We start from the raw sequence: 22,909 nt of genomic DNA on the forward strand, positions 1-22,909 counted from the left end.
GGATTCGCCGGGAACGCGATTCAATTTCGAGATTCAGATTCATCCCATTCTTGTGACATGTCTTAACACTTAAATTGCTCTCTTGTCCATCCAATGGACCCAGGCACTTCGGCGCACTGGTTGCCGGGCCGGGTCGCCGGGTGTGTGCGCTGAGGCGATCAGCACAGTGAGAGGGAATCTAAGTGAATCAGGATGCAAAATGGCCGACGGTTCGTCGGTGCAACACGACCTCACGGCGAGCCGACCGTGACTGCCTGCCGGGACGTTTCGCGAGCGAATCGCGTGGGCTTTGGGTGCTCGTGCACGTCTTCCGGCTGCTCGCCGTGGCGATCGTCCTGCTGTGGGGATCATCGGCGCACGCGACGCTCGCCTGCGGCATCGCGAATGCGAACAAAACCTTGAGCGCGGGCTACCTGTCCGTCCCCAGGAATGCCAGTCCCGGGCAGACGATCAAGACCCTGCCGCCCGAGCCTTTCGTGATGACCTGCCAATTCAACGCCAATGCGCCGGTTATCACGACCGCTACGCATATTCCCCATTTCGACGTGGCCGTCGCACCTGTCGCAGGCACGGTGGACGTATATCCCACGGATATTGCCGGCGTCGGCGTCCGCTATACGATCTACGCGGACGCATGTACGGAACGAAGTGCCGTTGTCACAAACAAGACTGCTCAGCTTCATTGTCCGAGATCCGGAGTGATCCCGAGTGACCAGTCGATTCCCGCGACCGTCGTCGCCGAATTCGTCGCGACGGGCTCGCTCGCCGCGGGCACGCTTACGCTGACGTCGGTCCCACAACTCAAGGTCTGGTACAACAGCGACTTTCAGCCTGGTGCGAGCTGGACGCAGGCTCCCGTGTATACCGGCACCGCTTCCGGCACCATCCGCCAGCAATCCTGCTCCGTGCAGAATTCAGCGCAAGCGATCACCCTGCCAACGGTCACCACGAGATCACTCGATTCCGGCGCGGGAACGGTTGCCGGATCGCAGCCGTTTTCCGTCGACCTGTCGTGCGCGGCGGGCGCGCAGGTATCGATCACCTTCACCGATGCGACGAACCCCTCCAACACCAGCAGCGTGCTCAGTCTCGCGAGCGGTTCGACGGCAACGGGCGTCGGCATCGAATTGCGCCGTGCGAACGACATGAAAATATCGTTTGGCCCCGACTCCGCCGCGCCCGGCACGACCAACCAATGGCTCGTCGGCGCGGCGCCCAATGGCGCGCTCGGCATTCCGCTGTCGGCCCGGTACGTGCGCACGACGGGCACGCTCGCGGCGGGCTCCGTGAAAGCGCTCGCCACCTTCACGATGTCCTACAACTAGCGCCAGCGACATCACCGGCACTAGGCGCCCGCCACCATTTGCCGACTGCTCGCATAATTGAGACACTGCCCGGACCCTCCTTCAAGGCAACGGGCTTGGCACGTTTCACACTCCCTCTCCTGCGCGTCGCGCGTCTCATCTTCTGCGCGCTCGCCATTGCGTGCTGCGGCGCCGCGTCGGCGGCGCAGGGGGAGTTCGTCGTGGGCGCGGTGCCCGGAGCGGTCCCGCCGCTCGACCTGAGCGCGCCGCCCGCGAGCACCGATGCACCGCCCGCCGTGCGCGGCATTTCCGCCGACTTCGCCCACGCAATCGCGCAATCGCTCGACCTCGCGCTGCGATGGCGCGTCTATCCCGACCGCCCCGCGATGATCGCGGCGCTCGCCCGCGGCGAGATCGACGCCGTCACGACCGCGACCGGCGAAGACCCCGGCGCGCCGCTCCTCCTGAGCCGTCCCTATCTGTCGACCAAGCAGGTCCACGTCGAGCCGCGCGACCGGCGCGCGGCGACGGGCCGCATTGCGTATCTCGAGGCACAGACGTCGCCCGAGCGGCTGCGCGCGGCTTATCCGCAATTGCGCCCGGTGGGCTATCGCACGGCCACCGGCGCGCTGCTGGCCGTGACGCTCGGCGACGCCGACGCCTTCGTCGGCGATCTCGTCGCCACCACCTACGCGATCGACCATTTCGATTTCACCGCGCTGCGGATCACCGGCTTTGCGCCCTTCGACGAGGCCGGCTACAGCTTTGCGTTCGCCGCCGCGCGGCCGGAGGCGGCGGCGTGGCGCGAGCAAGTCGACACGGCGCTCGCGGCGCTGCCCGCGCGCTTTCTGCTGGAGATCCGCGCGCGCTGGGGCGCGACGGCGACCGCGGTCAGCTTCGACGAACCGTTCGCGCTCACCGTCGCCGAGCGCGCCTGGATCGCGGCGCACCCGGTCGTGCCCTATTCGATGCTCGGCCGCGCGGCGCCGCTGACCTTCCGCGACGCGAACGGCCGCCCGGCCGGTTTCGCCGTCGACATCCTCGCGGCGATCGCGCGCGTCACCGGCTTGCGCTTTGAGCCGCGAGTGCACGATTCGATCGAGGAGATCGACCGCGACATCCGCGACGGCAGCGCGCTCCTGACGCCGTTCCGCCAGTCGGCGGAGCCCGGTCCCGGGTTGCTCGGCAGCCGGCCATACGGCGAAGGCCTGTTCCTGATCGTCACGCGGGCGGGCGCCGCGCCCCGGCGCGACGCGGCCGCGCTCGCCGGCGCGCGGGTCGCGGTGCCGGGCGGCGCACTCGTCGAATCGCTCGTGCGCGAGCGCGTGCCGTCGGCGCGAATCGTCCGGACGGCGAACTACGACGCCCAGTTCGATGCGCTCGCGAATGGCCGCGCCGATGCCGCCGTCGCCGACATGGCGTTCGCGAACTACGCGGTGTCGAACGCGTATCGCGGACGGCTCGTGGCGAGCGGCGCGCTCGGCGGCGAACCGGCGCCGTACCGCCTGGTGGTGTCGGGGCGTGAGCCGACGCTCGCCGGCATCGTCGACCGCGCGATCGGTCAGTTGCATCCCGCTGAACTCGATGCGATCCGCCGCCGCTGGTCGCTCGGCGAGCATCCGGAGACGCTCTGGGAGCGGCGCCGCCCCCAAATCGAACTGGGCGCGGCGCTCGGCCTTGGGGTCGTGCTGCTGCTGATGGCCTGGGCCGTCTCGCTGCGCACGCAGATCGCGCGCCGGGTCGCGGCGGAAGTGGCGATGCGCGCGGCCAAGGAAGAGGCGGAAACCGCCAACCGCGCGAAATCGACCTTCCTCGCGACGATGAGCCACGAGATCCGCACGCCGATGAACGCCGTGCTCGGCCTGCTGGAACTCGAACTGCGCAGCCCCGGCGACCGCGCCTCGACCGAACGCTCGCTCGGGATCGCGCATCAGGCGGCGCGCGACCTGCTCGGCCTGATCGACGACATTCTCGACGTCGCGAAAATCGAGGCGGAGCGTCTGATGCTCGCGCCCGCGCCGCTGGAACTCGACGCCTGGGTGGCGGGCGTGGTCGCGATCTATGGGCCGGCCGCGCGCGGCAAGGGCATTCTGCTTGCCACCGAAAAGCGCGGTGCGGCGGGCCCGGCATGGGTCGACGCGGATGCGCTGCGCCTGCGGCAAGTGCTCGGCAACCTGCTGTCGAACGCGATCAAGTTCACCGAGAACGGGCGCGTGACGGTTATGTACACGATCGGCGAGATCGTGGACGGCGCGCGCGAGGTGGTGCTGGAGGTGTCGGATACCGGCATCGGCATGACGCCCGCGCAGCAGGCGGCGCTCTTCGCGCCGTTCGTGCAGGCTCACGACGATCGCAGCGGCCGGTACGGCGGCACGGGCCTCGGGCTGACGATCTGCCGGCGCCTCGTGTCGATGATGGGCGGGACGGTCGAGGTGTCGAGCGAAGCAGGGCGCGGCAGCCGTTTCACGGTGCGGCTGACGCTGCCCGCGGCGGCGCCGCTCGCGGTGCCGTCGGCCAACGTTCCCGATGCGCTCGCGCAGGAGCAAGAAGCGCGGCTCGCGGGCCTGCACGTTCTGATCGTCGACGACCACCCCGCGAACCGCATCGTGCTCGCGAGTCAGCTTGCGGAGTTCGGCTGCACGGTGGAAACCGCCAACGATGGCGCCGCCGCGTTGTCGCGCTGGCGCGCGGACGCCGCCGCGTTCGACCTGATCCTGACCGATTGCTCGATGCCGGTGATGAACGGCGAAGAACTGGCGCGCCTGATCCGGGGCGATGAAGCGGCGAGCGCCGGCAGGGCCGGAGCGGCGCGCGGTCCGGTCCCGATCGTCGGCGTCACGGCGGACGCGCGGCCCGAGGCGGCGGCACAGGCGGTGGTCGCGGGGATGACGATGTGTCTGGCGAAACCCGTCGGCTTCGACGCACTGCGGCGCGCGCTGGCACTGGCGATGCGAAGCAACGGGTTTACAACGGCGGCGCGCTCGTCGTCGGAGCGGCCCGCGCCGCACGTCCCCGAAGTCGCCCAAGCGTTCGACCCTGCTCTCGTCGACACCTTCGGCGCCGAGGCCGCCACGCTCGTCGAGACCGTGCAGACAGCGAACGCGCAGGATCTGGCCGAAGCCCGCGACGCGATGGACGCCTGCGACTACGCGCGACTGCGCGAGACCGCGCACCGGATGAAGGGCGCCGCCTTCGTGATCGGCGCGACGCCGTTCGCGAGCGCGTGCGGCGCGCTCCAGGTCGCCTGCCAGAGCGCCCTCGACGACGATCGCAACGGCGAGGAGGACGAGCACACCGCGGCGGCGTTCCGCGTGTTCATCGATGAAGGCGCGGCGCTCGACGCCGCGCTCGCGCAACGCGCGATCTAGGCGTGCATGGCGCGAGCGCCGGGTGGCGTGTGTTTTAATTGAGCCTTCGCCCATCCCGAACTGGCCCGCGACCTTTGCGCCGCGAATGCGCTACTTTCCCGACGCATGAATCGAAGGCTCGATCCCGATCTCATTTGCTGCCGGCGTCCGCGCCGCACTCAGACGCGCCTCCTTGCGCTCGCCGCGCTCGCCGCGTTGGTCGCCGCTACGCCGCTTCACGCGCAGCACGCCGAGTGGCTCGACCCACGCGTCACGCAAGCGACGATCGTCGATACGATCTGCGTGCCGGGCTATGCCGATCGCGTGTCGCCGTCGTTCGATGCCCAGATGCGCCAGAAACAGCGCCTGCTGAAGCAGCGCGGCATCGACGATGTGTCCGCGTCGGACTATGCGCTCGATCATCGGATGCCCGTGCTGCTCGGCGGCCTCGCGAGCGCGCCGGCCAATCTCGACCTGCGGCGCTGGGAAGGGCGCGCGGGCCAGCGTCGCAAGGAGCGGCTCGCGGTGTTCCTGAAACGCTGCGTCTGCACCGGCGACATCACGCTGGCTCAGGCGCAGTCCGCGATCGCAGGCGACTGGGAGAACCGCTTTCCCAATCTGTCGAGCCTGACCTGCACGGGCTCGTGATTCTCCGGTTCCATATCTTGAAATAATCGCGGCGGCCCGCGGAGACGATGGGACTTCGTTCCGGCTCGTCCAGGCGCAGGCCCGATGGACGGGCGTCGCGCGCCAGTCGATCCACAAAAGTCAAAATGTCACATGGAAATACGCGTCGCGGCGACTACCATGTATTTGTCTTGAAATTAGTTTCCCGGAGCCGTGATGATCGTTCTTTGCCTGTCTGTTTTGTTGGTCGGCGCTACGCTTGCCAGCGCGATATTGAACCCACGCAAGCAGCTTCGTCCGGTGCGGATTGCGCGGCGCACCGACTTCTTTCGCGAACGGTGAGCACCGTGCTTTTGCTGATCTGGAATCTGCCGCGCCGCTGCGCCGCCACCGAAGTCCGGCGCTTTCTCGAGCACGAATTGGGAGACTACGCTTCGGACATCGCGGTTTACGGCGCGGGCACGCCCGACGCCTATGCGCAGGCGAAGCTCACGACCGAGGTGCCGTACATCGGGGAAGCGATCGCGCAGCGCCTTTGCCAGCGCCGCCTTCGGGACACGCCGCTCAAGGCCCGAGCGTCCGCTTCGGGCGATGCGTCGACGCGGCTGCACTGAAACTCGCAGATCGCAGGGCACCGGACCGCCACCGGCCATACTTGAAGACGTCGGTCTGGCCGGTCGCGCAGTCCTATCCCGCTCTCGCCAGCAGCACCCCCGCCAACGCCACGCCGAAGCCCATGATCTGAAGCGTGCCCAGCGTCTCGCCGAACGCGACATAACTCTCGAGCGCCGCGAGCGGTGGCGCGAGAAAGAGCAGGGCCGTCGCGCGCGATGCGTCCCCGCGTCTCACCATCCAGACGAGCAGCGTCGTCGCGACGCCCGACAACATCACGACGCCCCACGCCAGCGAAATCCACGTCACCGTCGATGCGACGAAGCGATGTTCGCCCAGCGCCCACACGAGCGCGCCCGCCACGAGCGCCGCGCCGATGTTTTGCAGCGCGCTCGCACTGCGGATGTCGGCTTGGGCAAGCGAGGTCTTCTGGTAAAGAGTGCCGGCGGTGATCGCCACGACGGCGAGCACCGCCACGATCACGACGAACCACTGCGAGTCGTGGCCGCCACCGGCAGCGATTTTCGGCGCCAGCACGAGCGCGACGCCCGCGAGTCCCAGCGCGAGGCCGGTCCACGCGCGCCGCGACAGCCGCTCGCCGAACAGCGGCGCGGCAATCGCCGCCGTCAGGAGCGGCTGCAGCGCGCCGAGCAGCGCCATCACGCCGGCGCCCATGCCCTGCGCCACGGCCCAGTAGCCCGCGCCGAGATAGACGCCCTGCAAGAGCGCGCCGGCACACAGATGCCGCGCGGCGTCACGCCCGCGCGGCCAATTCACGCGCGCCATCCACGCGATCGCGACGAAGAGCAGCGCCGTGCCCGAAAAGCGTGCCAGCAGATACAGGTTGGGATCGACGTAAGGCGTGATCGCCCGGGCGACGATGAAGCCGGTCGACCAGAGGAAGACGAACGCGGCGGCAATCAGGAACATGAACATGACGAGGAAACGCTCGGGGAAAGGCCGCAGTATCGGCGACCCCGCCGCGCTCGGTCTTGTTCAGACCTGCACACCGTCACTCGAGCGAGAACGTGTCGAGTGGCTGGTTGGCGCGCGCTTCGCCCGCGAAGCGCGCGCCAAGCTGCGCGTGGAGGCGCCGGGCTTCGTCGAGCGTCAGGTCGATCCAGTAGGGGTCGCCGGCTGCGTCGTTCAGGCGCTCGGGCGGAAACTGGATCTCAAGGATTACCCCCTTTTTGTACATGCTGGCCCTTCTCTGGAAGCGGGAAAGAAGCACCGAGTCTAACAACCGGTGCGCCGATGATTGCCCCCGCTCAGGAAAGAAAGCATTGAGCGCGGGCGGGTTGACGCCGCCGGTCAACGACGATCGGCGGGGCCGCGTACTACAATACGCGCGCCTTCAATCCCTCGTGCCGCAAGGCCCGCACCGCCCGCGATGCTCGCAGAACAACGTCACCAATACATCCTGTCGGAGTTGTCGAAGAACGGCGCGCTGTCGGTTGCCGAGCTCGTGCGCGCGCTCGATGTCTCGCGCGAGACGATCCGTCGCGACCTCAATGCGCTCGCCGAACGAGGCCTGATCGTCACGACCCATGGCGGCGCGCTCGCCGCCGATCATCGCGAGCCGCACGTCGACGTCCGCGAGCAGGCGAACGCGGCGGCCAAGCGCGCGATCGGCGCACGGGCGGCGCAACTCGTGCCGGACGGCGCGTCGGTCGTCATCGATTCGGGGAGCACGACGCAGGCCGTCGCGCGCTCGCTCGCGGACCGGCATCGGCTGACGGTGTACACGAACGACTGGCGCATCGCGATGCTGCTCGCGCGCCGCAACGACAATCGCGTGACGCTGCTCGGCGGTGAAGTGTCCGATCACGAAGACGCGTTGTTCGGCCTCGACACGATGCAGCAGCTCTCGCAGTATCACGCGGATTTTGCGTTCGTCGGCGCGGGCGGCATCACCGCCGACGCGTTTCTCACCGACTACTCGCGCCTCGCCGCCGAAGTGCGCAGCCGCATGATCGTGACGGCGAGCACGGCGGTCGTCGTCGCGGATCACTCGAAGTTCGGTCTGGTCGCGCCCGTGCGGATCCGCGATTTCGAGAAGGTGCGCTATCTGATCACCGAACTCGCGCCGGACAAGGCGCTGCGCCGCGCGCTCGCGGCGCGCGGGCCGGAACTGGTGGTGGTTTGAATCGCTGGCGCGGTTGACCTGGCGCGATCGCAGCCCCCGGCGTCTCATCAAAAACTGAGCGCCAGCCCAAGCGACGTGCCCGATATGTTCTGCCCGAACGCATAGCGGGCGACGAGCCGCACCCGCGAAAACATCTTGGTGACGCCACTCGTATCGACTTCGAGCCCCGCGCCGAGCGACGTCAGGTGATTGAAGCCGAGAACGCCGGCCTGGGCGCCGAGATAGGTGGAATGCGACAGTTCGAGTACATAACGCAACGGCTTGTGCAGCACGATCGCGCCGGTGGGCGCGCGCCAGCGGGCGTAGAGATTGGCCGTCTGCGCGTCCGAACTGCCGTGCGCCGCCGACGATCCCGCAAAGCTCTGCAAATGGATGTAGCTATAGCGCCACTCGATGTCGACTTCGTAGTCCTCCCGGACGCGCTCGTAGTCGAGCATCACCGCGCCGCCGAGTCCAAACGCGCTCATCGAGCCGTGCGTGAGGACGTCGACGTCGCGGTCGGTGTGCCGGTTGATGATGAACTGCGCGGCCTGCGCGTCGCTCACGGCCTGCCCGAGTGAAAAATTGAAGATCGGCCGGAACACGAGTTCCTTGTCCGCCGTGAGCGGAAAATCCCAGCCGATGCCGCCCGTCGCCGAGACGTTGGTCCAGCGCGTCGGCAGCTTGCGGCGTTCGGCGCCGTCGGTCACGACGAAGGTCGGATCGTAGCGGCTGCCGCCGATCGCGCCTTCCAGGTAGAGCGGAAAGCTCTTGCTGATCGTGAACCCGCCGCCCAGTTGGGTCATCGAGAGGGACGGGTTGTCGGTCGAGCCGTTGCGGATGCTGAGCGAGCTCGCGGACAGATCCGGCACCGCCGAGTAGCCCATCAGCGCGAGCACGGTGTCGGCGCGCTTCTGTATGTTGCCGCCAACCACCTGAAGCGCGGGGCGTGCGGTGTCGTCGGCGCGGACCGTGCACGCTTGACAGATCGTGGCTGCGAAAAGCAGTGCCCGCGCGGCGCGGCGCACGCGATGTGCGTCTTCACAGTCGCCGGCGCGGCGGTGCGTTTGTTTCGTGGACAAGGCGATTTCGATATAAACATGAGGATCACGAATAATATCGACGACCACCCGGCATTCCGTTCCGAATTGTTGCAGGATCGAACGCCGTTGACGCGAGACATGTCAAAAATCATCCTTCCGCTGCACATACCAAAAAAAATAAAACTAGCGTAACCTGCATCTTCACCCCACGCCACGACCGGCTGGCGTGGCTCGCCGCTTACATTTGGGATGCGCGGCGCGCGCCTTGCCTCGTCGCACACGTTGCAAAAACCGGAGGCTTCGATGACATCCGTCGACCTGGAATTCGACCAGCTCAACAGTACTGTCGATGCGCTGCGGCGCTCCATCTCGAACCGCCTGATGTACGGCGTCGGCAAGGACGCCGTGACCGCGCAGCCACGCGACTGGCTGCACGCGGTCGAACTCGCGGTGCGCGACCGGCTCGTCGCGCGCTGGATGCGGACCACGCGCCAGCAATATGAACAGGATGTGAAACGCGTCTATTACTTGTCGATGGAATTCCTGATCGGCAGGACGTTTACCAACGCACTGCGCGCGCTCGGCATTCACGACGAAGTGCGGGATGCGCTCTCGGGCCTGGGCGTCGATATCAATGCGCTCGAAGATCTCGAACCGGATGCGGCGCTCGGCAACGGCGGCCTCGGCCGGCTGGCGGCGTGCTTCCTGGATTCGATGGCGACGGTCGGCATTCCGGGCTTCGGCTACGGCATCCGCTATGAATACGGCATGTTCCGCCAGACCATCGTCGACGGCGCGCAGGTCGAAACGCCCGATTACTGGCTGCGCGCCGGCAATCCGTGGGAGTTTCCGCGGCCCGAAGTGGTCTATCTGGTGCATTTCGGCGGCCGTACGGTGCAGTACGACGACCGCACCGAATGGATCGAGACCGAACATGTCAACGCGATGGCCTACGACACCGTGATTCCCGGTTTCGCGACCACCGCGACGAATACGCTGCGCCTGTGGTCCGCGCGCGCGACCGATGAATTCGACCTGTCCGCGTTCAACCAGGGCGACTACCGCCGCGCGGTGGAGGCGAAGAACACGTCCGAGCACGTGTCGCGCCTGCTTTATCCCGACGACTCCACGCAAGCCGGCCGCGAACTGCGTTTGCGGCAGGAATACTTCTTCGTCTCCGCGACGATGCAGGACCTGATCCGCCGCTATCAGCGCACGCACTCGCATTTCGGGCGGCTGGCCGAGAAGGTGGCCGTGCACCTGAATGACACGCACCCCGTGCTCGCGATCCCCGAATTGATGCGCCTGCTCGTCGATAAACATCACGTGCCGTGGGACAAGGCGTGGAAACTCGTGCAGCAGATGTTCTCGTACACGAATCACACGCTGATGCCCGAGGCGCTCGAAACGTGGGACGTCGAGATGCTCTCGCGCCTGCTGCCGCGCCATCTGGAAATCATCTTCGACATCAACGCGCAGTTCCTGAAGCAGGTGACCGAGAAGTTCGGCCTCGACGCCGACCTGATTCGCCGCATCTCGCTCGTCGACGAATACGGCCAGCGCCGCGTGCGCATGGCGCATCTGGCGATCGTCGCGAGTCACAAGGTGAACGGCGTGTCGAAGTTGCATTCGCAACTGATGACGCAAAACATCTTCTCCGACTTCGCGCGCATGTATCCCGAGCGCTTTACCAACGTGACGAACGGCATTACGCCGCGCCGCTGGCTCGCGCAGGCGAGTCCGTCGCTATCGTCGCTGATCGACGAGCGGCTCGGGCCGCGTTGGCGCACCGATCTGTTCGAACTCGGGCGGCTGCGCGAATGGCGCGACGATCCCGATTTCCGGAAAGCGTTTCACGATGCGAAGTTCGCGAACAAGCTGCGGCTCGTCGAGCGGGCGAAGCGCGAGACCGGCGCGGTGATCGATCCGCATGCGCTCTTCGACCTGCAGGTCAAGCGCATCCACGAATACAAGCGGCAACTGCTGAACATCCTGCACGTGATCGTGCGCTACAACCGCATCCGCGAGGAGCCGGAGCGCGACTGGACGCCGCGCGTCGTGATGTTCGCGGGCAAGGCGGCGTCCGCGTACAAGATGGCGAAGAACATCATCAAGCTCATCAACGACGTCGCGAAGAAGATCAACGCCGATCCGCTCGTCGGCGACCGGCTGAAAGTGGGCTTCATCCCGAACTACGGCGTGAGCGTGGCCGAGCTGATCATTCCCGCCGCCGACCTGTCGCAGCAAATTTCGATGGCCGGCACGGAAGCGTCGGGCACCGGCAACATGAAGCTCGCGCTGAACGGGGCGCTGACCATCGGCACGCTCGACGGCGCGAACATCGAAATCTGCGACGCCGTTGGCCGGGAGAACATGTTCGTGTTCGGCCACTCGACGGACGAAATCGAAGCGTTGCGTGCGGCGGGATATCGGCCGCGGCAGATCTACGAGCACAACCCGGAATTGAAGATCGCGCTCGACCAGATCCGGCTCGGCCATTTTTCGGCGGACGAGCCGCATCGCTTCTATGACATCTTCCACACGCTCGTCGACTGGGGCGACCACTACATGGTGCTCGCCGACTTCGACAGCTTCGACAAGGCGCAGGCCGAAGTCGACGAGAAGTTCCGCGACAAGGAGGCGTGGACGAGGAGCGCGATCGAGAATGTCGCCGGCATGGGCATCTTTTCGTCGGACCGGACGATCGCCGAGTATGCGCAGGAAATCTGGCACGTCGAGCCGCTGACGCTGAGTTGAGCTTGAGTTCGAGCTTGACTTGATGACCCATCCGCCGCCGCGCCCGGGAGCCGTCAGCGACGCACGGCGGTTGTCGTCGCGCGGCCCAACGTGGCTTGCGCGAGATTCGCGGTGAGCGCCCCGATCACGGCATCGAGGCTCGCGTTCGGGACTTCGACACGCAACGTGATGCAATCGTGCCGGCGGTCGGTCGCCGCGACATACACGCGCACGCGTTCGCCGAGCGCGTCGAGCAACTGGCGGCGCGGGCCGCTCGAACTCGAACCGGGAACCGTAACGGTGAGCGTGACGACGGTTTCGATGCGTCGCTTGCGTGGGATGCGCATCGGGTGCGCGCTGAGGGTCGTCGCGACCGACGGGAAAACTTCACTTGAGTGGTACATCGAGAAGGGCCGTCTTGCGACGGCCGGTAGCCATAACAGAGTCACTCTATCTGGCCGCGCCTAAACGGCGCACAAAACTCGCCGTCACCGGCGTAAACAAAGCATCAATTTGCGCTTGCGGCGGTATTGCGCGCGTGTTTCGCAATGGCCTCGTGCACGAGTACGGCGACGCGGTCGGCGAATTCCTGGTCTTTCGTGATGAGCACTTCGCGCTCGCCGTCGGGCGTCGTCACGAGCAACTGATAGATGACGTCCTGCGTGATCCAGGACAGATAGCCGACCACCGCGATCATCAGGCCGAGCACGAGCGCCGGCCCCGATCCGATGATCGCGCCAACGACGAGCGCGACGAGTCCGATCACGCCGATGATGATCGGCAGCGGCTTTTTGCGCGAAATTCTTACGACACGGGCGGAGCGCAGGTCGCGCAGCGGAAACATCTGACCCGCTGCGCTCAGGCCTGCGCGCGACAGCGTGACGCCTCGCTCGTTGAATGGGGGTTCCGTTTGCATGGGATGAAAAATAGCGGCTGAATAAAGGGCGCAGGTTACCAGACGCGGCGTCGGTTTTGTATTTCGCGGGGTTGCCATGGGTGCGTTGCAGCGGGCCCGACGGGCCGCGCCTCGGCTTTGCGCTGGTGGATGGGATGCTCGAACGCGGCGATCTGTCGCTTTACCATCGCGCACGCCACGTTCGGCAATGCGTCCTCGCTCGCGCAGCAGCAGCCTGAACGGCGCCTTCTGCAATGACGACTCCAAGAGTTCGTGTGCCCGATATTTTTTTCGCGCCGCATGTCGATTTGCGGCCACGCCGAACGACGACTATGTGGGCACACATTGGAGACGTCGATGAAATATCTCTGTCTGATCTATTACGACGAACACAAGCTCGACGCGCTTTCGTCGTCGGAATTCGATGCGCTCGTGAGGGAAGCGGTCGACTACGACGAACGCATGCGCGAAAGCGGTCATTACGTGACCTCCAACGCGCTGCAACCGACGCCGACCGCGACTTCGCTGCGCGTGCAGGGCGGCCGCGTGTCGGTCACGGACGGCCCGTTCGCCGAGACGAAGGAGCAACTCTGCGGATTCATCGTGATCAAGGCGCAGGACCTGAACGACGCAATCCGCGTGGCGTCGGCGATTCCGGCGGCGCGACTGGGCTGCGTCGAACTGCGACCGGTGAGGGATCTCAGTCGCTGGGGCGGCACGCATTGAGCTAACCGCAACTATTTTGCATGGGACCAGAGTAAGCGCTCACTCTGGTCAACAGGAGACAGACGATGCAACAGGAACATGACCTTCTGAAAACGAGTCGCGCGTTCAGCGGCTATTCGGTGAACGATGTCGCGAGGGCGAAGTCTTTCTACGGAGACACGCTCGGGCTGAACGTGTCCGAGTCGAACGGACTGCTGACGCTGCATCTCGCTGGCGGCAACAACGTGTTGATCTACCCAAAGCCGAATCACACGCCGGCGACGTTCACGGTACTCAATTTCCCGGTGGCAAGCGTCGATGACACCGTCGATATGCTCGTGAAACGGGGCGTGCGCTTCGAGCACTACAACGAGCCAAACCTGCAGACGGATGAGAAGGGCGTGTGCCGCGCGAGCGGCGGCCCAGTGATCGCGTGGTTCAAGGACCCGGCTGGCAATGTGCTTTCGATCCTCGAAGCAGATTGAGTTGCCGCGCCATCGGCGAAGGCGCGCGGCGCGCGGCCGCCAGCCTCGCCGAAGCTTCCCTAACTACAGGCCGAACCGTTTGAGGAACACCGGAAGGAGTTGCGCCATGAAGACGGCGGAGACCACCCAGACGATGATGGCATTCCTGGCATCCGATAAATCCGCCTTCGAGGCGTAGTTCGACTTCACGACTGCAATATCTGTTTTCATGGCTGGAAGTTCTCGTTCAAGACTTGTTACACGTTCCGCGAGTTCCATATTCGGTGGCTCCTGTCCTGTTCCGTTCGTTGAAGGGCCGCCTGCGCGAGAGTCAATTTTGTGGAGCGTTCCCATTTCCAGCCTCGATCTTAAGTCGGTTCATCATCGCAAAATAGTCAAGAAAGCTCATAACGCTGCAACCGACTCACTTGACCAGTCCTGTAGGAATGCTCACATTCGCACGGGGTCCAGATTCAGCGTCAAAGTCCTCTCACCAGCGACCTCAGTGTACGAGGAATAACCGCCCGCGGGCGGCACCTGGCCATCAGGCCAAGGGTCGATCGCACGCGTCGCGAACTTCCGGGATTACCCGTATGCCCGGTAGTGTCAAATCTTGCATATCGGACTTTATCGATATATAGTTCGCTTCAAGACGATTCAGAAGGTCCCTTCGGCACTCAAATGGACATCGACGCAATTCACAAGGCCCTGGCCAATCCGGTCCGCCGCGAGATTCTCGCCTGGCTGAAAGAGCCGGAGGCGCATTTCATGCAGCAGGAAATGCCGCTGGCGAATGGCGTCTGCGCGGGTCAGATCGACGCGCGTTGTGCGATGTCACAGTCGACTGTTTCGGCGCATCTCGCCACGCTGCACAAGGCGGGACTGGTCACGTCGAAGCGCATCGGGCAGTGGGTGTTTTTCAAGCGCGACGAGGCCGTGATCCAGGCGTTCCTCGATCACATCAACAAGGGCCTTTAGGACTTCCAGGCCCGCGTCGGTACAGCAGGTCGTGAAAATCGTCGAAGCAGTTCCATGTTCCTCATAGTTCATTCAGGATCACTACTCATGCCAAACCTTTTCGACCCGCTTCAAGTCGGCGCCCTTACGCTGCGCAATCGCATCATCATGGCTCCGCTCACGCGCCAGCGCGCAGGTTCCGCGCGCGTGCCGAACGCGCTGATGGCGAAGTACTACGCCGATCGTGCGGCAGCCGGCCTCATCCTGAGCGAGGCGACTTCGGTCACGCCGCAGGGCGTGGGTTACGCCGATACACCGGGCATCTGGTCGGATGAGCAGGTCGAAGGCTGGAAGCTCGTCACGAAGGCCGTTCACGACGCGGGCGGCAAGATCTTCCTGCAACTGTGGCACGTCGGCCGTGTTTCGGATCCGGTATTCCTCAATGGGGAACTGCCGGTCGCGCCGAGCGCGATCGCGGCATCGGGGCACGTGAGCCTCGTGCGTCCGAAGCGTGAGTACGTGACGCCGCGCGCACTCGAACTCGACGAAATTCCGGGCATCGTGGCCGCATATCGCAAGGGCGCGGAAAACGCGAAGCGCGCGGGCTTCGACGGCGTCGAAGTGCATGGCGCGAACGGCTATCTGCTCGACCAGTTCCTGCAGGACAGCACCAACAAGCGCACCGACATCTACGGCGGCTCGATCGAGAACCGTGCGCGTCTGCTGCTCGAAGTGACGGACGCATGTATCGACGTGTGGGGCGCGGATCGCGTAGGTGTTCACCTCGCGCCGCGCGCCGACTCTCACTCGATGGGCGACAGCGACCGCGCCGCAACCTTCGGCTACGTGGCACGCGAACTCGGCAAGCGCAAGATCGCGTTCATCGCCGCGCGCGAATACGTTGGCGCGGACAGCCTCGGACCGCAGTTGAAGAAGGCGTTCGGCGGCGTGTATATCGCGAACGAAAAGTTCACGAAGGAAAGCGCGCAGGCGGCGCTCGAGCGCGGCGACGCCGACGCTGTGGCCTGGGGTCAGCCGTTCATTGCCAACGCGGATCTCGTGCGCCGCTTCGAAGTCGATGCCTCGCTGAACGCGCCGGATGCGTCGACGTTCTACGCCCCGGGTGCCGAAGGCTATACCGACTATCCGATGCTCGAAACCGCGGACTGAGTCATCGCGCGCGACGCATCGAAAAAACAGCGGCTTCGGCCGATGTGCTTCGTTTACAGCCGTTCCCGCAGGTACGCCGCCGTGCGGCTCGCGCCGACCTTGGCGACTTCGCGCGGCAGTCCGCAAGCCACGGTTTTGCCGCCGTCATCGCCGGCACCGGGGCCGATGTCGATGAGCCAGTCGCTATGCGCGGCAACGCGCATGTCATGCTCGACGACGATCACCGTATTGCCCGCATCGACGAGTCCCTGGAGTTGCGTCATCAACCGGTCCACGTCGGCGGGATGCAGGCCCGTGGTCGGTTCGTCGAGGATATAGAGCGAGTCGCCGCGTTGCGCGCGCTGCAATTCGGTCGCGAGCTTGATGCGCTGCGCCTCGCCGCCCGACAGTTCCGTCGCGGGCTGGCCGAGCCGCAGATAGCCGAGGCCGATGTCCTGCAACACCTTCAGCGCGCGCATGACTTGCGCTTCGCCGGCGAAGAACTCGCAGGCGGCGTCGACGGTCAGTCCCAGCACCTGCGCGATGCTCTTGCCATGCCAGTCGATTTCGAGCGTTTGCGCGTTGTAGCGCGTGCCGTGGCAGGTGGAGCAGGGTGCATAGACGCTCGGCAGGAACAGCAGTTCGACGCTGACGAAGCCTTCGCCTTCGCACGTCGGGCAGCGGCCCTTCGCGACGTTGAACGAAAAGCGGCCCGCGTCGTAGCGCCGCTTGCGAGCCGCGGGGGTGTCGGCAAAGAGCTTGCGGACGTGATCGAAGAGTCCCGTGTAGGTGGCGAGGTTCGAACGTGGCGTGCGACCGATCGGCTTCTGGTCGACGCGTACGAGCCGCCGGATCGCGCTCATGCCTTCGACGATATCGCCGCCCGTCGGTTCAGTGTCGGCGGCGAGCAGCGGATCGAGCTCTTCGTCGGCATCGGGCGTGAGCGTGCGCCCGAGATGAGCCGCGACGAGTTCCGGCAGCGCCTGGCTGACGAGGCTCGACTTGCCCGACCCCGACACACCGGTCACGGTCGTGAAGCAGCCGAGCGGAAACGACGCATCGAGCTCATGCAGGTTGTTGCGCGTGATCTTCGCGAGCCGCAGCCAGCCCGAAGGCTTGCGCGGCGTGTGCGCGGCGGGCTTGTGCGTGGCGAAGAGATGCTTGCGCGTCTGCGATTCCTCGACGTTCGCGAGCCCCTTTGGCGGCCCGCTATAGACCACATGTCCGCCCTGTTCGCCCGCCGCCGGTCCGACATCGACGAGCCAGTCCGCGCGACGCATCATGCTGAGATCGTGCTCCACGACGAACAGCGAATTGCCCGCCGCCTTCAGGCGCTCGAGTGCTGCGAAGAGCGCTTCGCCGTCGGCCGGATGCAGGCCCGCCGATGGTTCGTCGAGCACATATACGACGCCGAACAGTTGCGATGCGAGCTGGGTCGCGAGACGCAGGCGCTGCAATTCGCCCGATGAAAGCGTGGGCGTCGCACGATCGAGCGCGAGGTAGCCGAGGCCGAGATCGGTGAGCGTCGTGAGGCGTTCGAGTAGCTCCGCCGCGATACGCTGCGCCGCGACCCGTTTCTCGTCCGACATGTTCGGCGTGCGCCTGACATCGGGCGACGCCTTGTGCGCCGAGCCGCCGGCGGCGACGCGCCGCTCGGTCGCCTCGCGCATGGCGCGCTTGCCGAGGATCGCGCCGTCGCCATCGTTCCCGTGCGTGTGTGCGGGCAATTCGCCGCGCGCGATCGGTCCGAGGAGGTCGGCGACGCGCGCCAGCGGCAGGCGCGAAAACGCGGCGATATCGAGCCCCGCGAACTTCACCGACAACGCCTCGCGCTTCAACCGCTTGCCATGACACGCCGGGCATTCGCTGCTGACCATGTATTGCGAGACGCGCTTTTTCATCAGCGCGCTCTGCGTGTTCGCGAACGTATGCAGCACGTAGCGCCGCGCGCCGGAAAACGTGCCCTGGTAGCTCGGCTCCAGCTTGCGCTTGAGCGCGACGCGCGTGGCCTCGGGCGTCAGGCCGGCGTAGACGGGGACGGTCGGCGTTTCGTCGGTGAAGAGAATCCAGTCGCGATCCTGCTTCGGCAGATCGCGCCACGGTGTGTCGACGTCGTAGCCGAGCGTCACGAGGATGTCGCGCAGGTTCTGCCCGTGCCACGCCGGCGGCCATGCGGCGATCGCGCGCTCGCGGATCGTCAGCGAATCGTCGGGAACCAGCGATTTTTCCGTGACCTCGTAGACGCGCCCGAGTCCGTGACACGTCGGGCACGCGCCCTGGACCGTGTTCGGCGAGAAGTCCTCGGCGAAGAGCATCGGCTGCTTCGGCGGATAGCTGCCAGTGCGCGAATAGAGCATGCGCACGAGGCTCGACAGCGTGGTGACGCTGCCCACCGACGACCGCGCGTTCGGCGTGCCGCGCTGCTGCTGGAGCGCGACGGCGGGCGGCAACCCTTCGATCGCGTCGACTTCGGGCACGCCGACCTGTTCGATCAGCCGCCGCGCGTAAGGCGCGACGGATTCGAAGTAGCGACGCTGCGCCTCGGCATAGAGTGTGCCGAACGCAAGCGACGACTTGCCCGAACCGGACACGCCCGTGAACACGACGAGCGCATCGCGGGGAATGTCGACGTCGATGTTCTTGAGGTTGTGTTCGCGCGCGCCGCGAACGCGGACAAAGCCGGCACGCGATGCTTCGACGGAAGGTTTTGGGCGGGAGTTCATGCGCTCCGACGATAGCAAGCGCCGCGCCCGAACGCCAGGAGGCCGCTTATGAAGGCACCTTACGAAGGCAGCTTCGCCGCGAGCACGTCGATGTTCATGATCTCGGGCGGCTTCGCGAACAGATCAGCGGCCTTCGCCATCAGCGCCTCGGCGACCTTGCCCGACAAGTGCGCCTGGCGACCGGCGTCGTCGGGAAATGCGTCGAAGATGCCGAACGTCGACGGGCCGATGCGCAGGCCGAACCACGCGATCGTTGCAGGTTCCTGCTCGACGAGCGGCAGTCCACTCATCAGGAAGCTCTCCACTTCCTGCTCCTTGCCCGGCTTCGCTTCCAGGCGGACGAACAATGCGGCCTTCACCATGACACGACTCCTTTGGCAGACGTTGGGGGGATGATCGAATCATAGGTGCTCTCTTTGATTCCCGCCGGGATGGGGTGCCAGGCGGCATGTCAAAACGCCCGCCGATGGTGTATTGATTGCAGTGGCGCTGGAATCGATGAAAAAGCGAGGGCACTCATGATCGGCAGTCTGATTTCGGACATCCTGTTCGGCTTCACCGGATTGATCAGCATCATCAATCCGCTGGGCGTCGCGTTCGTGTTTCTCGACCGCACGGAGGGCCTCACCACGGAAGAGCGCGACGCCCTCGCGAAGAAGGTGGCGATCAATTCGATGTGCGTGCTGCTGGTCGCGTTCTTTGCCGGCACGCCGATCCTGCATCTGTTCGGCATTTCGATGCAGGCGCTGCGCATCGGCGGCGGGCTTGCGGTGGCGGTCAGCGGCTGGCAGATGCTCAACGCGCCCGACGTCAGCACGAAGGAAGCGACCGTGCGCAACGTCGATGCCGACAACGCGATGTCGAAAGCCTTTTTCCCGCTGACCATTCCACTCACGACCGGCCCGGGCTCCATCGCCACGGCGATTGCGCTCAACGCCAATCGCACGCACAAGCTGTCGGAATTCGTGGCGTCGGCGGTGGCATCGATTGCGATTTCGGCGCTGGTCGCCGGTGCTGTCTATTTGACGCTCAGCCACTCCGCGCGTTTTTCGCGCTATCTGGGCATCGATGGCACGAAGGTGGCGATGCGGATCTCGTCGTTCCTGCTGCTGTGCGTCGGCGTGCAGATCATGCTGACCGGAATCGGCGAATTCCTGGCGCCGATTGCGAGCGCGCGTTAGCCATCGGGGGTTTCAGCGCGATCGTTCCGGCGTTCCGTCGTTTCGTCGTTCCGGGCTTCAGGTTATGCTCGCGGTTCAATCGACAGCGAGCGAACCCATGGACGAAAACGGAATCCGCGAACTCGAAACGCGCCTGCAACAAGCAATGCTGGCATCCGACGTCGACGCGCTCGGCACGCTGCTCGCCGACGACCTGACTTTCGTCGATGCAACGGGCAAGGTCTGGACCAAAACGGACGACTTGAACGGGCATCGATACGGCGTTCAGCGCATCGAGCAACTCGACGTGGAAGAGCAGACGGTTCGCGTGTATGAGAAATGCGCCGTCACGGTGACGCGCGTCGCGTTGCGTGGCACGTTCGGCGGCGCGCCGTTCGCCGGCAGTCTCCGGTACACGCGCACGTGGTGTGAAACAGGCGGCGGCTGGCGGATCATCGCTGCGCAATGCAGCCTCGTTCCGTTCTGACTCCCTTCAAACGACATCTTCGGCAAAGAAGCGGCGGCGTGCCGCTTCGTCGCTGGGCGTCTCGGGGCCGAGGCCCTGCATGTCGGGCGCGCGGCCCGGGTCTTTCGCCAGGTTGGGGAAGACGTGCGCACGGCGCGCGTCGGCGGCAGGGCCAGTCTCGTACATCAGCAGCATGAGCCAGCTCTGCACGCGATGCAGCGCGCCGTAGTACGCATCGTGCTCGCGCGCGTACGCGTGGGCGGCCGCGTCCCAGTCATTCGTTGCCAGCAGGCGGTCGCGCAGCACGCGCACGTCGCGAAGCGTCAGCGCAAGGCCGCAGCCCCAGGCCGGATTGCTGGCTGCGGCAGCATCGCCGATCAGCACGACGCCGTCGCGATACGGATGCTCGACCCACGTATCGGCGCCCGGATAGGCCGCAAGCGGACCGGCGGCTTCGGCTTTTTCGTACCACTCCCGCGGCGCACCCGTTTCGACGCACGAGGTCACGAAGTCGCCGGCATGGCCGCTGCCGCTCATCGTGCGCGGCGTATTGGCCGACGAGTACACGAAATACGACCGAAAGCGCTGCTTGCCGAGCGGAAAGACCAGCGCCGCTCGTCCGACAGCCGGATTCTGGACGTACTGAACGGTATCGTCCGGCACGTACAGACCCTCGTGCAGAACGCCTGCGATCATCAGCGGATGCTGGTCGCGATCGACCGTGAAGCCCGCCGTCGCGCGCACTTTCGAGGCACGGCCATCGGCGCCGATCACGAGTCTCGCCGATATTCGCTCTTCGCCGTGCGCGCCGCGCATCCGCAAGTACGGCGGCGTGCCGGCTTCGACCGCGGTGATTTCGACGCCGCGCCGAACGTCTGCGCCGGCTGCCTCCGCGGAGTCGAGAAGCTGGCGCTGCATGGCGGGATGATAGAAGTCGAGGCACCCGTGGTGCCCCGGTGTGGTCGCAATCAGATCGCGGCAGTCGCGCGGCGCGCCGCCGAGATAGCGCTTCCAGTAGCGGACTTCGATCGCGCCGGCGCTATCGAGCAGGCCGTCGATGCCGAGCGCGGTGGCCTCGGGACGCCCCCAAGACAGCATCCCTTCGCCGCGCACGCGATCCTTGAACGCGAGCGCGCGCTCGACGACGAGCGTGCGGATGCCGCTCCCGGCCAGCGCGCGCGCAAGCGTCGCGCCGGCCAGCCCTCCGCCGACGATGGCGACGTCATAGTCGGACGGTGTCAAACGGGCGCTCCTTTGCCTTCGCGGCAGGCAGGGGTCGCGCAATGCTATGCCGGAGCGTCTTAGCTATGCAATTACCGCGCAACGTGCAGCTAGGCCGACAGCAGCGATCCGGTGCGGAACGCCTTCGCGCCGGCGATGCGCGCCACCTCGAGTCCGGCCGTCGCAAAGCGCGTGATGTGCCGCGCGTACATCACGCCCGAGGTCGTGCAATTGAGCGTGGTCACGGTATCGGTGAGCGGATCGACGACATCGGCGATCGCGTCACCCGCCTCGATGAACGCGCCGACCTTAGCGCGGAACACGAGCACGCCCGACACCGGCGCGACGATCGGCTCGGCGCCCGCGAGCGGCGTCGCGGGATGGGCGAGCGGCGGCATGGGCGCGGCGGGCGCATCGATCACGCCACGATGGATCAGGTAATTGACGATGCCCTGCGAGTCGGCGTCGGCTAATTCGTACGACACGTCATGCTGGCTGCGCAGTTCGACCGTCACCGAGATGCCGCCGTTCGGGATCGGGTAGCGCTCGCCGAACCGCGCGCGCAGGTCGGACCAGCAGAAACTGTGGATCTCGTCGAACGGATTGCCGACCGAGTTCAGAGCCAGCAGCGATGCCTTCGAGTCCAGGTAGCGCGCGAGCGGTTCGACTTCTTCCCAGATGTCCGGATTCGTGTACAGATGCAGCGCGGCGTCGAGGTCGCAATGCAGGTCGAGCACGACATCGGCGTCGTAAGATAGTTTTTGCAGCGCGAGGCGTTGCGATTCGAGTTCGGTATGCGGCGTCTGTTCGTCGAGCGCGTCAAGCATGGCGGCGCGCACGGCGAGCTTGTTCGCATCGACGTCGCCGGTCAGGCGCGCTTCGATGCGCGGCGCGACGAGCGCGGCGAGATCGTGGAAATTGCGGTTGAAATTGTGGCCGCTGTTCGCCTCGAAGCGGCCGAGCAACTGGCCGTGCAGGAGCTGGTTCAAGCCGATCGGATTCGGCACCGGCACGATGACCACTTCACCGCGCAGCTTCCCCGCCGCCTCGAACGCGGCGAGATGGCGGCGCAGGCGCCACGCGACGAGCATGCCGGGCAGTTCGTCCGCGTGCAGGGACGACTGGATATAAATCTTCTGGCCGCCGCCGGGACCGTAGTGAAAACTCGTGATGGCGCGGGCAGTGCCGAGCGTCGGTGAAATCAGGTTATGGCTTTTGGTCTGCATGGTCTTCGAGCGCACGACGAATGCATCCGGTCGCGCTTTGGATGGTTGCAAAGGGAAGTGGAGCGCGGCGAAGCCCGGGTGTCTCGGCCCGGCAGCGCGCGCTCCAGACGTTCGATCTTAGCCGAAAACGGCTGCGGCGAATCCTTGGA

At 65.7% G+C, this 22,909-nt stretch carries 22 protein-coding genes; 12 read left to right on the forward strand and 10 right to left on the reverse strand.

Features of this window, described 5'->3' with window-relative positions; all coding sequences use genetic code 11:
* Nucleotides 1-182: 182 nt before the first annotated feature.
* The 4 genes from AWB68_RS08835 to AWB68_RS08850 all read left to right on the forward strand — a co-directional run bounded on the left by AWB68_RS08835 (nucleotide 183) and on the right by AWB68_RS08850 (nucleotide 5,892).
* Complete coding sequence (locus tag AWB68_RS08835) at nucleotides 183-1,325, forward strand: fimbrial protein (RefSeq protein ID WP_125482903.1); 1,143 nt, start codon at nucleotides 183-185, stop codon at nucleotides 1,323-1,325.
* Between the two features lie 95 nt (nucleotides 1,326-1,420).
* Nucleotides 1,421-4,672, forward strand: a complete 3,252-nt coding sequence (locus AWB68_RS08840; protein ID WP_087643982.1) for an ATP-binding protein — start codon at nucleotides 1,421-1,423, stop codon at nucleotides 4,670-4,672.
* A 105-nt stretch (nucleotides 4,673-4,777) separates the two neighbouring features.
* Nucleotides 4,778-5,299: a hypothetical protein gene (locus AWB68_RS08845; protein ID WP_235028264.1), complete on the forward strand. Its 522-nt coding sequence runs from the start codon at nucleotides 4,778-4,780 to the stop codon at nucleotides 5,297-5,299.
* A 326-nt stretch (nucleotides 5,300-5,625) separates the two neighbouring features.
* A complete protein-coding gene (locus tag AWB68_RS08850; protein ID WP_087644051.1) occupies nucleotides 5,626-5,892 on the forward strand; it encodes a hypothetical protein in 267 nt (88 codons plus the stop codon).
* A gap of 73 nt (nucleotides 5,893-5,965) precedes the next feature.
* Here AWB68_RS08850 and AWB68_RS08855 read toward each other — a convergent pair whose 3' ends face one another.
* The gene (locus AWB68_RS08855; protein WP_087643983.1) at nucleotides 5,966-6,826 is read right to left on the reverse strand and encodes a DMT family transporter; all 861 of its coding nucleotides are present in this window, start codon (nucleotides 6,824-6,826) and stop codon (nucleotides 5,966-5,968) included.
* 76 nt (nucleotides 6,827-6,902) lie between these two features.
* The gene (locus tag AWB68_RS08860; RefSeq protein WP_087643984.1) at nucleotides 6,903-7,088 is read right to left on the reverse strand and encodes a hypothetical protein; all 186 of its coding nucleotides are present in this window, start codon (nucleotides 7,086-7,088) and stop codon (nucleotides 6,903-6,905) included.
* Between the two features lie 192 nt (nucleotides 7,089-7,280).
* Between AWB68_RS08860 and AWB68_RS08865 the strand changes: the two genes are divergently transcribed.
* Nucleotides 7,281-8,036, forward strand: a complete 756-nt coding sequence (locus AWB68_RS08865) for a DeoR/GlpR family DNA-binding transcription regulator (protein ID WP_087643985.1) — start codon at nucleotides 7,281-7,283, stop codon at nucleotides 8,034-8,036.
* Between the two features lie 47 nt (nucleotides 8,037-8,083).
* On the opposite strand, the gene AWB68_RS08870 is transcribed toward AWB68_RS08865, so the two are convergent.
* On the reverse strand, nucleotides 8,084-9,097 hold the full coding sequence (locus tag AWB68_RS08870; RefSeq protein ID WP_374729566.1) for a hypothetical protein: 1,014 nt from the start codon (nucleotides 9,095-9,097) through the stop codon (nucleotides 8,084-8,086).
* A gap of 264 nt (nucleotides 9,098-9,361) precedes the next feature.
* Between AWB68_RS08870 and AWB68_RS08875 the strand changes: the two genes are divergently transcribed.
* Nucleotides 9,362-11,815, forward strand: coding sequence for a glycogen/starch/alpha-glucan phosphorylase (locus AWB68_RS08875; protein WP_087644053.1), 2,454 nt, complete (start codon nucleotides 9,362-9,364; stop codon nucleotides 11,813-11,815).
* A gap of 53 nt (nucleotides 11,816-11,868) precedes the next feature.
* Here the strand turns inward: AWB68_RS08875 and AWB68_RS08880 are convergent, their stop codons facing one another.
* Complete coding sequence (locus AWB68_RS08880; protein ID WP_087643986.1) at nucleotides 11,869-12,198, reverse strand: hypothetical protein; 330 nt, start codon at nucleotides 12,196-12,198, stop codon at nucleotides 11,869-11,871.
* 104 nt (nucleotides 12,199-12,302) lie between these two features.
* Nucleotides 12,303-12,710, reverse strand: a complete 408-nt coding sequence (locus tag AWB68_RS08885; protein WP_087643987.1) for a DUF6232 family protein — start codon at nucleotides 12,708-12,710, stop codon at nucleotides 12,303-12,305.
* 336 nt (nucleotides 12,711-13,046) lie between these two features.
* On the opposite strand from AWB68_RS08885, the gene AWB68_RS08890 reads away from it, so the two are divergent.
* The gene (locus AWB68_RS08890; RefSeq protein WP_087643988.1) at nucleotides 13,047-13,415 is read left to right on the forward strand and encodes a YciI family protein; all 369 of its coding nucleotides are present in this window, start codon (nucleotides 13,047-13,049) and stop codon (nucleotides 13,413-13,415) included.
* A 65-nt stretch (nucleotides 13,416-13,480) separates the two neighbouring features.
* Nucleotides 13,481-13,879, forward strand: coding sequence for a VOC family protein (locus tag AWB68_RS08895; protein WP_087643989.1), 399 nt, complete (start codon nucleotides 13,481-13,483; stop codon nucleotides 13,877-13,879).
* A 63-nt stretch (nucleotides 13,880-13,942) separates the two neighbouring features.
* Here AWB68_RS08895 and AWB68_RS46395 read toward each other — a convergent pair whose 3' ends face one another.
* Complete coding sequence (locus AWB68_RS46395; protein ID WP_125482904.1) at nucleotides 13,943-14,137, reverse strand: hypothetical protein; 195 nt, start codon at nucleotides 14,135-14,137, stop codon at nucleotides 13,943-13,945.
* A 402-nt stretch (nucleotides 14,138-14,539) separates the two neighbouring features.
* Here AWB68_RS46395 and AWB68_RS08900 point away from each other — a divergent pair, with 402 nt between their 5' ends.
* On the forward strand, nucleotides 14,540-14,836 hold the full coding sequence (locus AWB68_RS08900) for an ArsR/SmtB family transcription factor (RefSeq protein ID WP_087643990.1): 297 nt from the start codon (nucleotides 14,540-14,542) through the stop codon (nucleotides 14,834-14,836).
* 87 nt (nucleotides 14,837-14,923) lie between these two features.
* Nucleotides 14,924-15,985 (forward strand): alkene reductase, encoded by a 1,062-nt coding sequence (locus tag AWB68_RS08905; protein WP_087643991.1) that lies wholly within the window; start codon nucleotides 14,924-14,926, stop codon nucleotides 15,983-15,985.
* 53 nt (nucleotides 15,986-16,038) lie between these two features.
* Here the strand turns inward: AWB68_RS08905 and AWB68_RS08910 are convergent, their stop codons facing one another.
* Together AWB68_RS08910 and AWB68_RS08915 are read right to left on the reverse strand one after the other, a co-directional pair.
* On the reverse strand, nucleotides 16,039-18,687 hold the full coding sequence (locus AWB68_RS08910) for an excinuclease ABC subunit UvrA (RefSeq protein WP_087643992.1): 2,649 nt from the start codon (nucleotides 18,685-18,687) through the stop codon (nucleotides 16,039-16,041).
* 59 nt (nucleotides 18,688-18,746) lie between these two features.
* On the reverse strand, nucleotides 18,747-19,049 hold the full coding sequence (locus AWB68_RS08915; protein WP_087643993.1) for a putative quinol monooxygenase: 303 nt from the start codon (nucleotides 19,047-19,049) through the stop codon (nucleotides 18,747-18,749).
* 156 nt (nucleotides 19,050-19,205) lie between these two features.
* On the opposite strand from AWB68_RS08915, the gene AWB68_RS08920 reads away from it, so the two are divergent.
* Together AWB68_RS08920 and AWB68_RS08925 are read left to right on the forward strand one after the other, a co-directional pair.
* Nucleotides 19,206-19,868: a MarC family protein gene (locus tag AWB68_RS08920; RefSeq protein ID WP_087643994.1), complete on the forward strand. Its 663-nt coding sequence runs from the start codon at nucleotides 19,206-19,208 to the stop codon at nucleotides 19,866-19,868.
* 97 nt (nucleotides 19,869-19,965) lie between these two features.
* The gene (locus tag AWB68_RS08925; RefSeq protein ID WP_087643995.1) at nucleotides 19,966-20,334 is read left to right on the forward strand and encodes a nuclear transport factor 2 family protein; all 369 of its coding nucleotides are present in this window, start codon (nucleotides 19,966-19,968) and stop codon (nucleotides 20,332-20,334) included.
* Between the two features lie 6 nt (nucleotides 20,335-20,340).
* On the opposite strand, the gene AWB68_RS08930 is transcribed toward AWB68_RS08925, so the two are convergent.
* Together AWB68_RS08930 and AWB68_RS08935 are read right to left on the reverse strand one after the other, a co-directional pair.
* A complete protein-coding gene (locus AWB68_RS08930) occupies nucleotides 20,341-21,555 on the reverse strand; it encodes an FAD-dependent oxidoreductase (RefSeq protein WP_087643996.1) in 1,215 nt (404 codons plus the stop codon).
* An 89-nt stretch (nucleotides 21,556-21,644) separates the two neighbouring features.
* Nucleotides 21,645-22,760, reverse strand: a complete 1,116-nt coding sequence (locus tag AWB68_RS08935) for a succinylglutamate desuccinylase/aspartoacylase family protein (RefSeq protein WP_087643997.1) — start codon at nucleotides 22,758-22,760, stop codon at nucleotides 21,645-21,647.
* Nucleotides 22,761-22,909: the final 149 nt, after the last annotated feature.

Source organism: Caballeronia choica, from assembly GCF_001544535.1.
GTDB classification, from domain to species: Bacteria; Pseudomonadota; Gammaproteobacteria; order Burkholderiales; family Burkholderiaceae; genus Caballeronia; species Caballeronia choica.

Bases quoted from the DNA above. Each gene is read 5' to 3' on its own strand.
- AWB68_RS08845 (WP_235028264.1), top strand. From the start codon at position 4,778: ATGAATCGAAGGCTCGATCCCGATCTCATTTGCTGCCGGCGTCCGCGC.
- AWB68_RS08855 (WP_087643983.1), bottom strand. From the start codon at position 6,826: ATGTTCATGTTCCTGATTGCCGCCGCGTTCGTCTTCCTCTGGTCGACC.
- AWB68_RS08860 (WP_087643984.1), bottom strand. From the start codon at position 7,088: ATGTACAAAAAGGGGGTAATCCTTGAGATCCAGTTTCCGCCCGAGCGC.
- AWB68_RS08865 (WP_087643985.1), top strand. From the start codon at position 7,281: ATGCTCGCAGAACAACGTCACCAATACATCCTGTCGGAGTTGTCGAAG.
- AWB68_RS08875 (WP_087644053.1), top strand. From the start codon at position 9,362: ATGACATCCGTCGACCTGGAATTCGACCAGCTCAACAGTACTGTCGAT.
- AWB68_RS08880 (WP_087643986.1), bottom strand. From the start codon at position 12,198: ATGTACCACTCAAGTGAAGTTTTCCCGTCGGTCGCGACGACCCTCAGC.
- AWB68_RS08885 (WP_087643987.1), bottom strand. From the start codon at position 12,710: ATGCAAACGGAACCCCCATTCAACGAGCGAGGCGTCACGCTGTCGCGC.
- AWB68_RS08890 (WP_087643988.1), top strand. From the start codon at position 13,047: ATGAAATATCTCTGTCTGATCTATTACGACGAACACAAGCTCGACGCG.
- AWB68_RS08895 (WP_087643989.1), top strand. From the start codon at position 13,481: ATGCAACAGGAACATGACCTTCTGAAAACGAGTCGCGCGTTCAGCGGC.
- AWB68_RS46395 (WP_125482904.1), bottom strand. From the start codon at position 14,137: ATGGAACTCGCGGAACGTGTAACAAGTCTTGAACGAGAACTTCCAGCC.
- AWB68_RS08900 (WP_087643990.1), top strand. From the start codon at position 14,540: ATGGACATCGACGCAATTCACAAGGCCCTGGCCAATCCGGTCCGCCGC.
- AWB68_RS08905 (WP_087643991.1), top strand. From the start codon at position 14,924: ATGCCAAACCTTTTCGACCCGCTTCAAGTCGGCGCCCTTACGCTGCGC.
- AWB68_RS08910 (WP_087643992.1), bottom strand. From the start codon at position 18,687: ATGAACTCCCGCCCAAAACCTTCCGTCGAAGCATCGCGTGCCGGCTTT.
- AWB68_RS08915 (WP_087643993.1), bottom strand. From the start codon at position 19,049: ATGGTGAAGGCCGCATTGTTCGTCCGCCTGGAAGCGAAGCCGGGCAAG.
- AWB68_RS08920 (WP_087643994.1), top strand. From the start codon at position 19,206: ATGATCGGCAGTCTGATTTCGGACATCCTGTTCGGCTTCACCGGATTG.
- AWB68_RS08925 (WP_087643995.1), top strand. From the start codon at position 19,966: ATGGACGAAAACGGAATCCGCGAACTCGAAACGCGCCTGCAACAAGCA.
- AWB68_RS08935 (WP_087643997.1), bottom strand. From the start codon at position 22,760: ATGCAGACCAAAAGCCATAACCTGATTTCACCGACGCTCGGCACTGCC.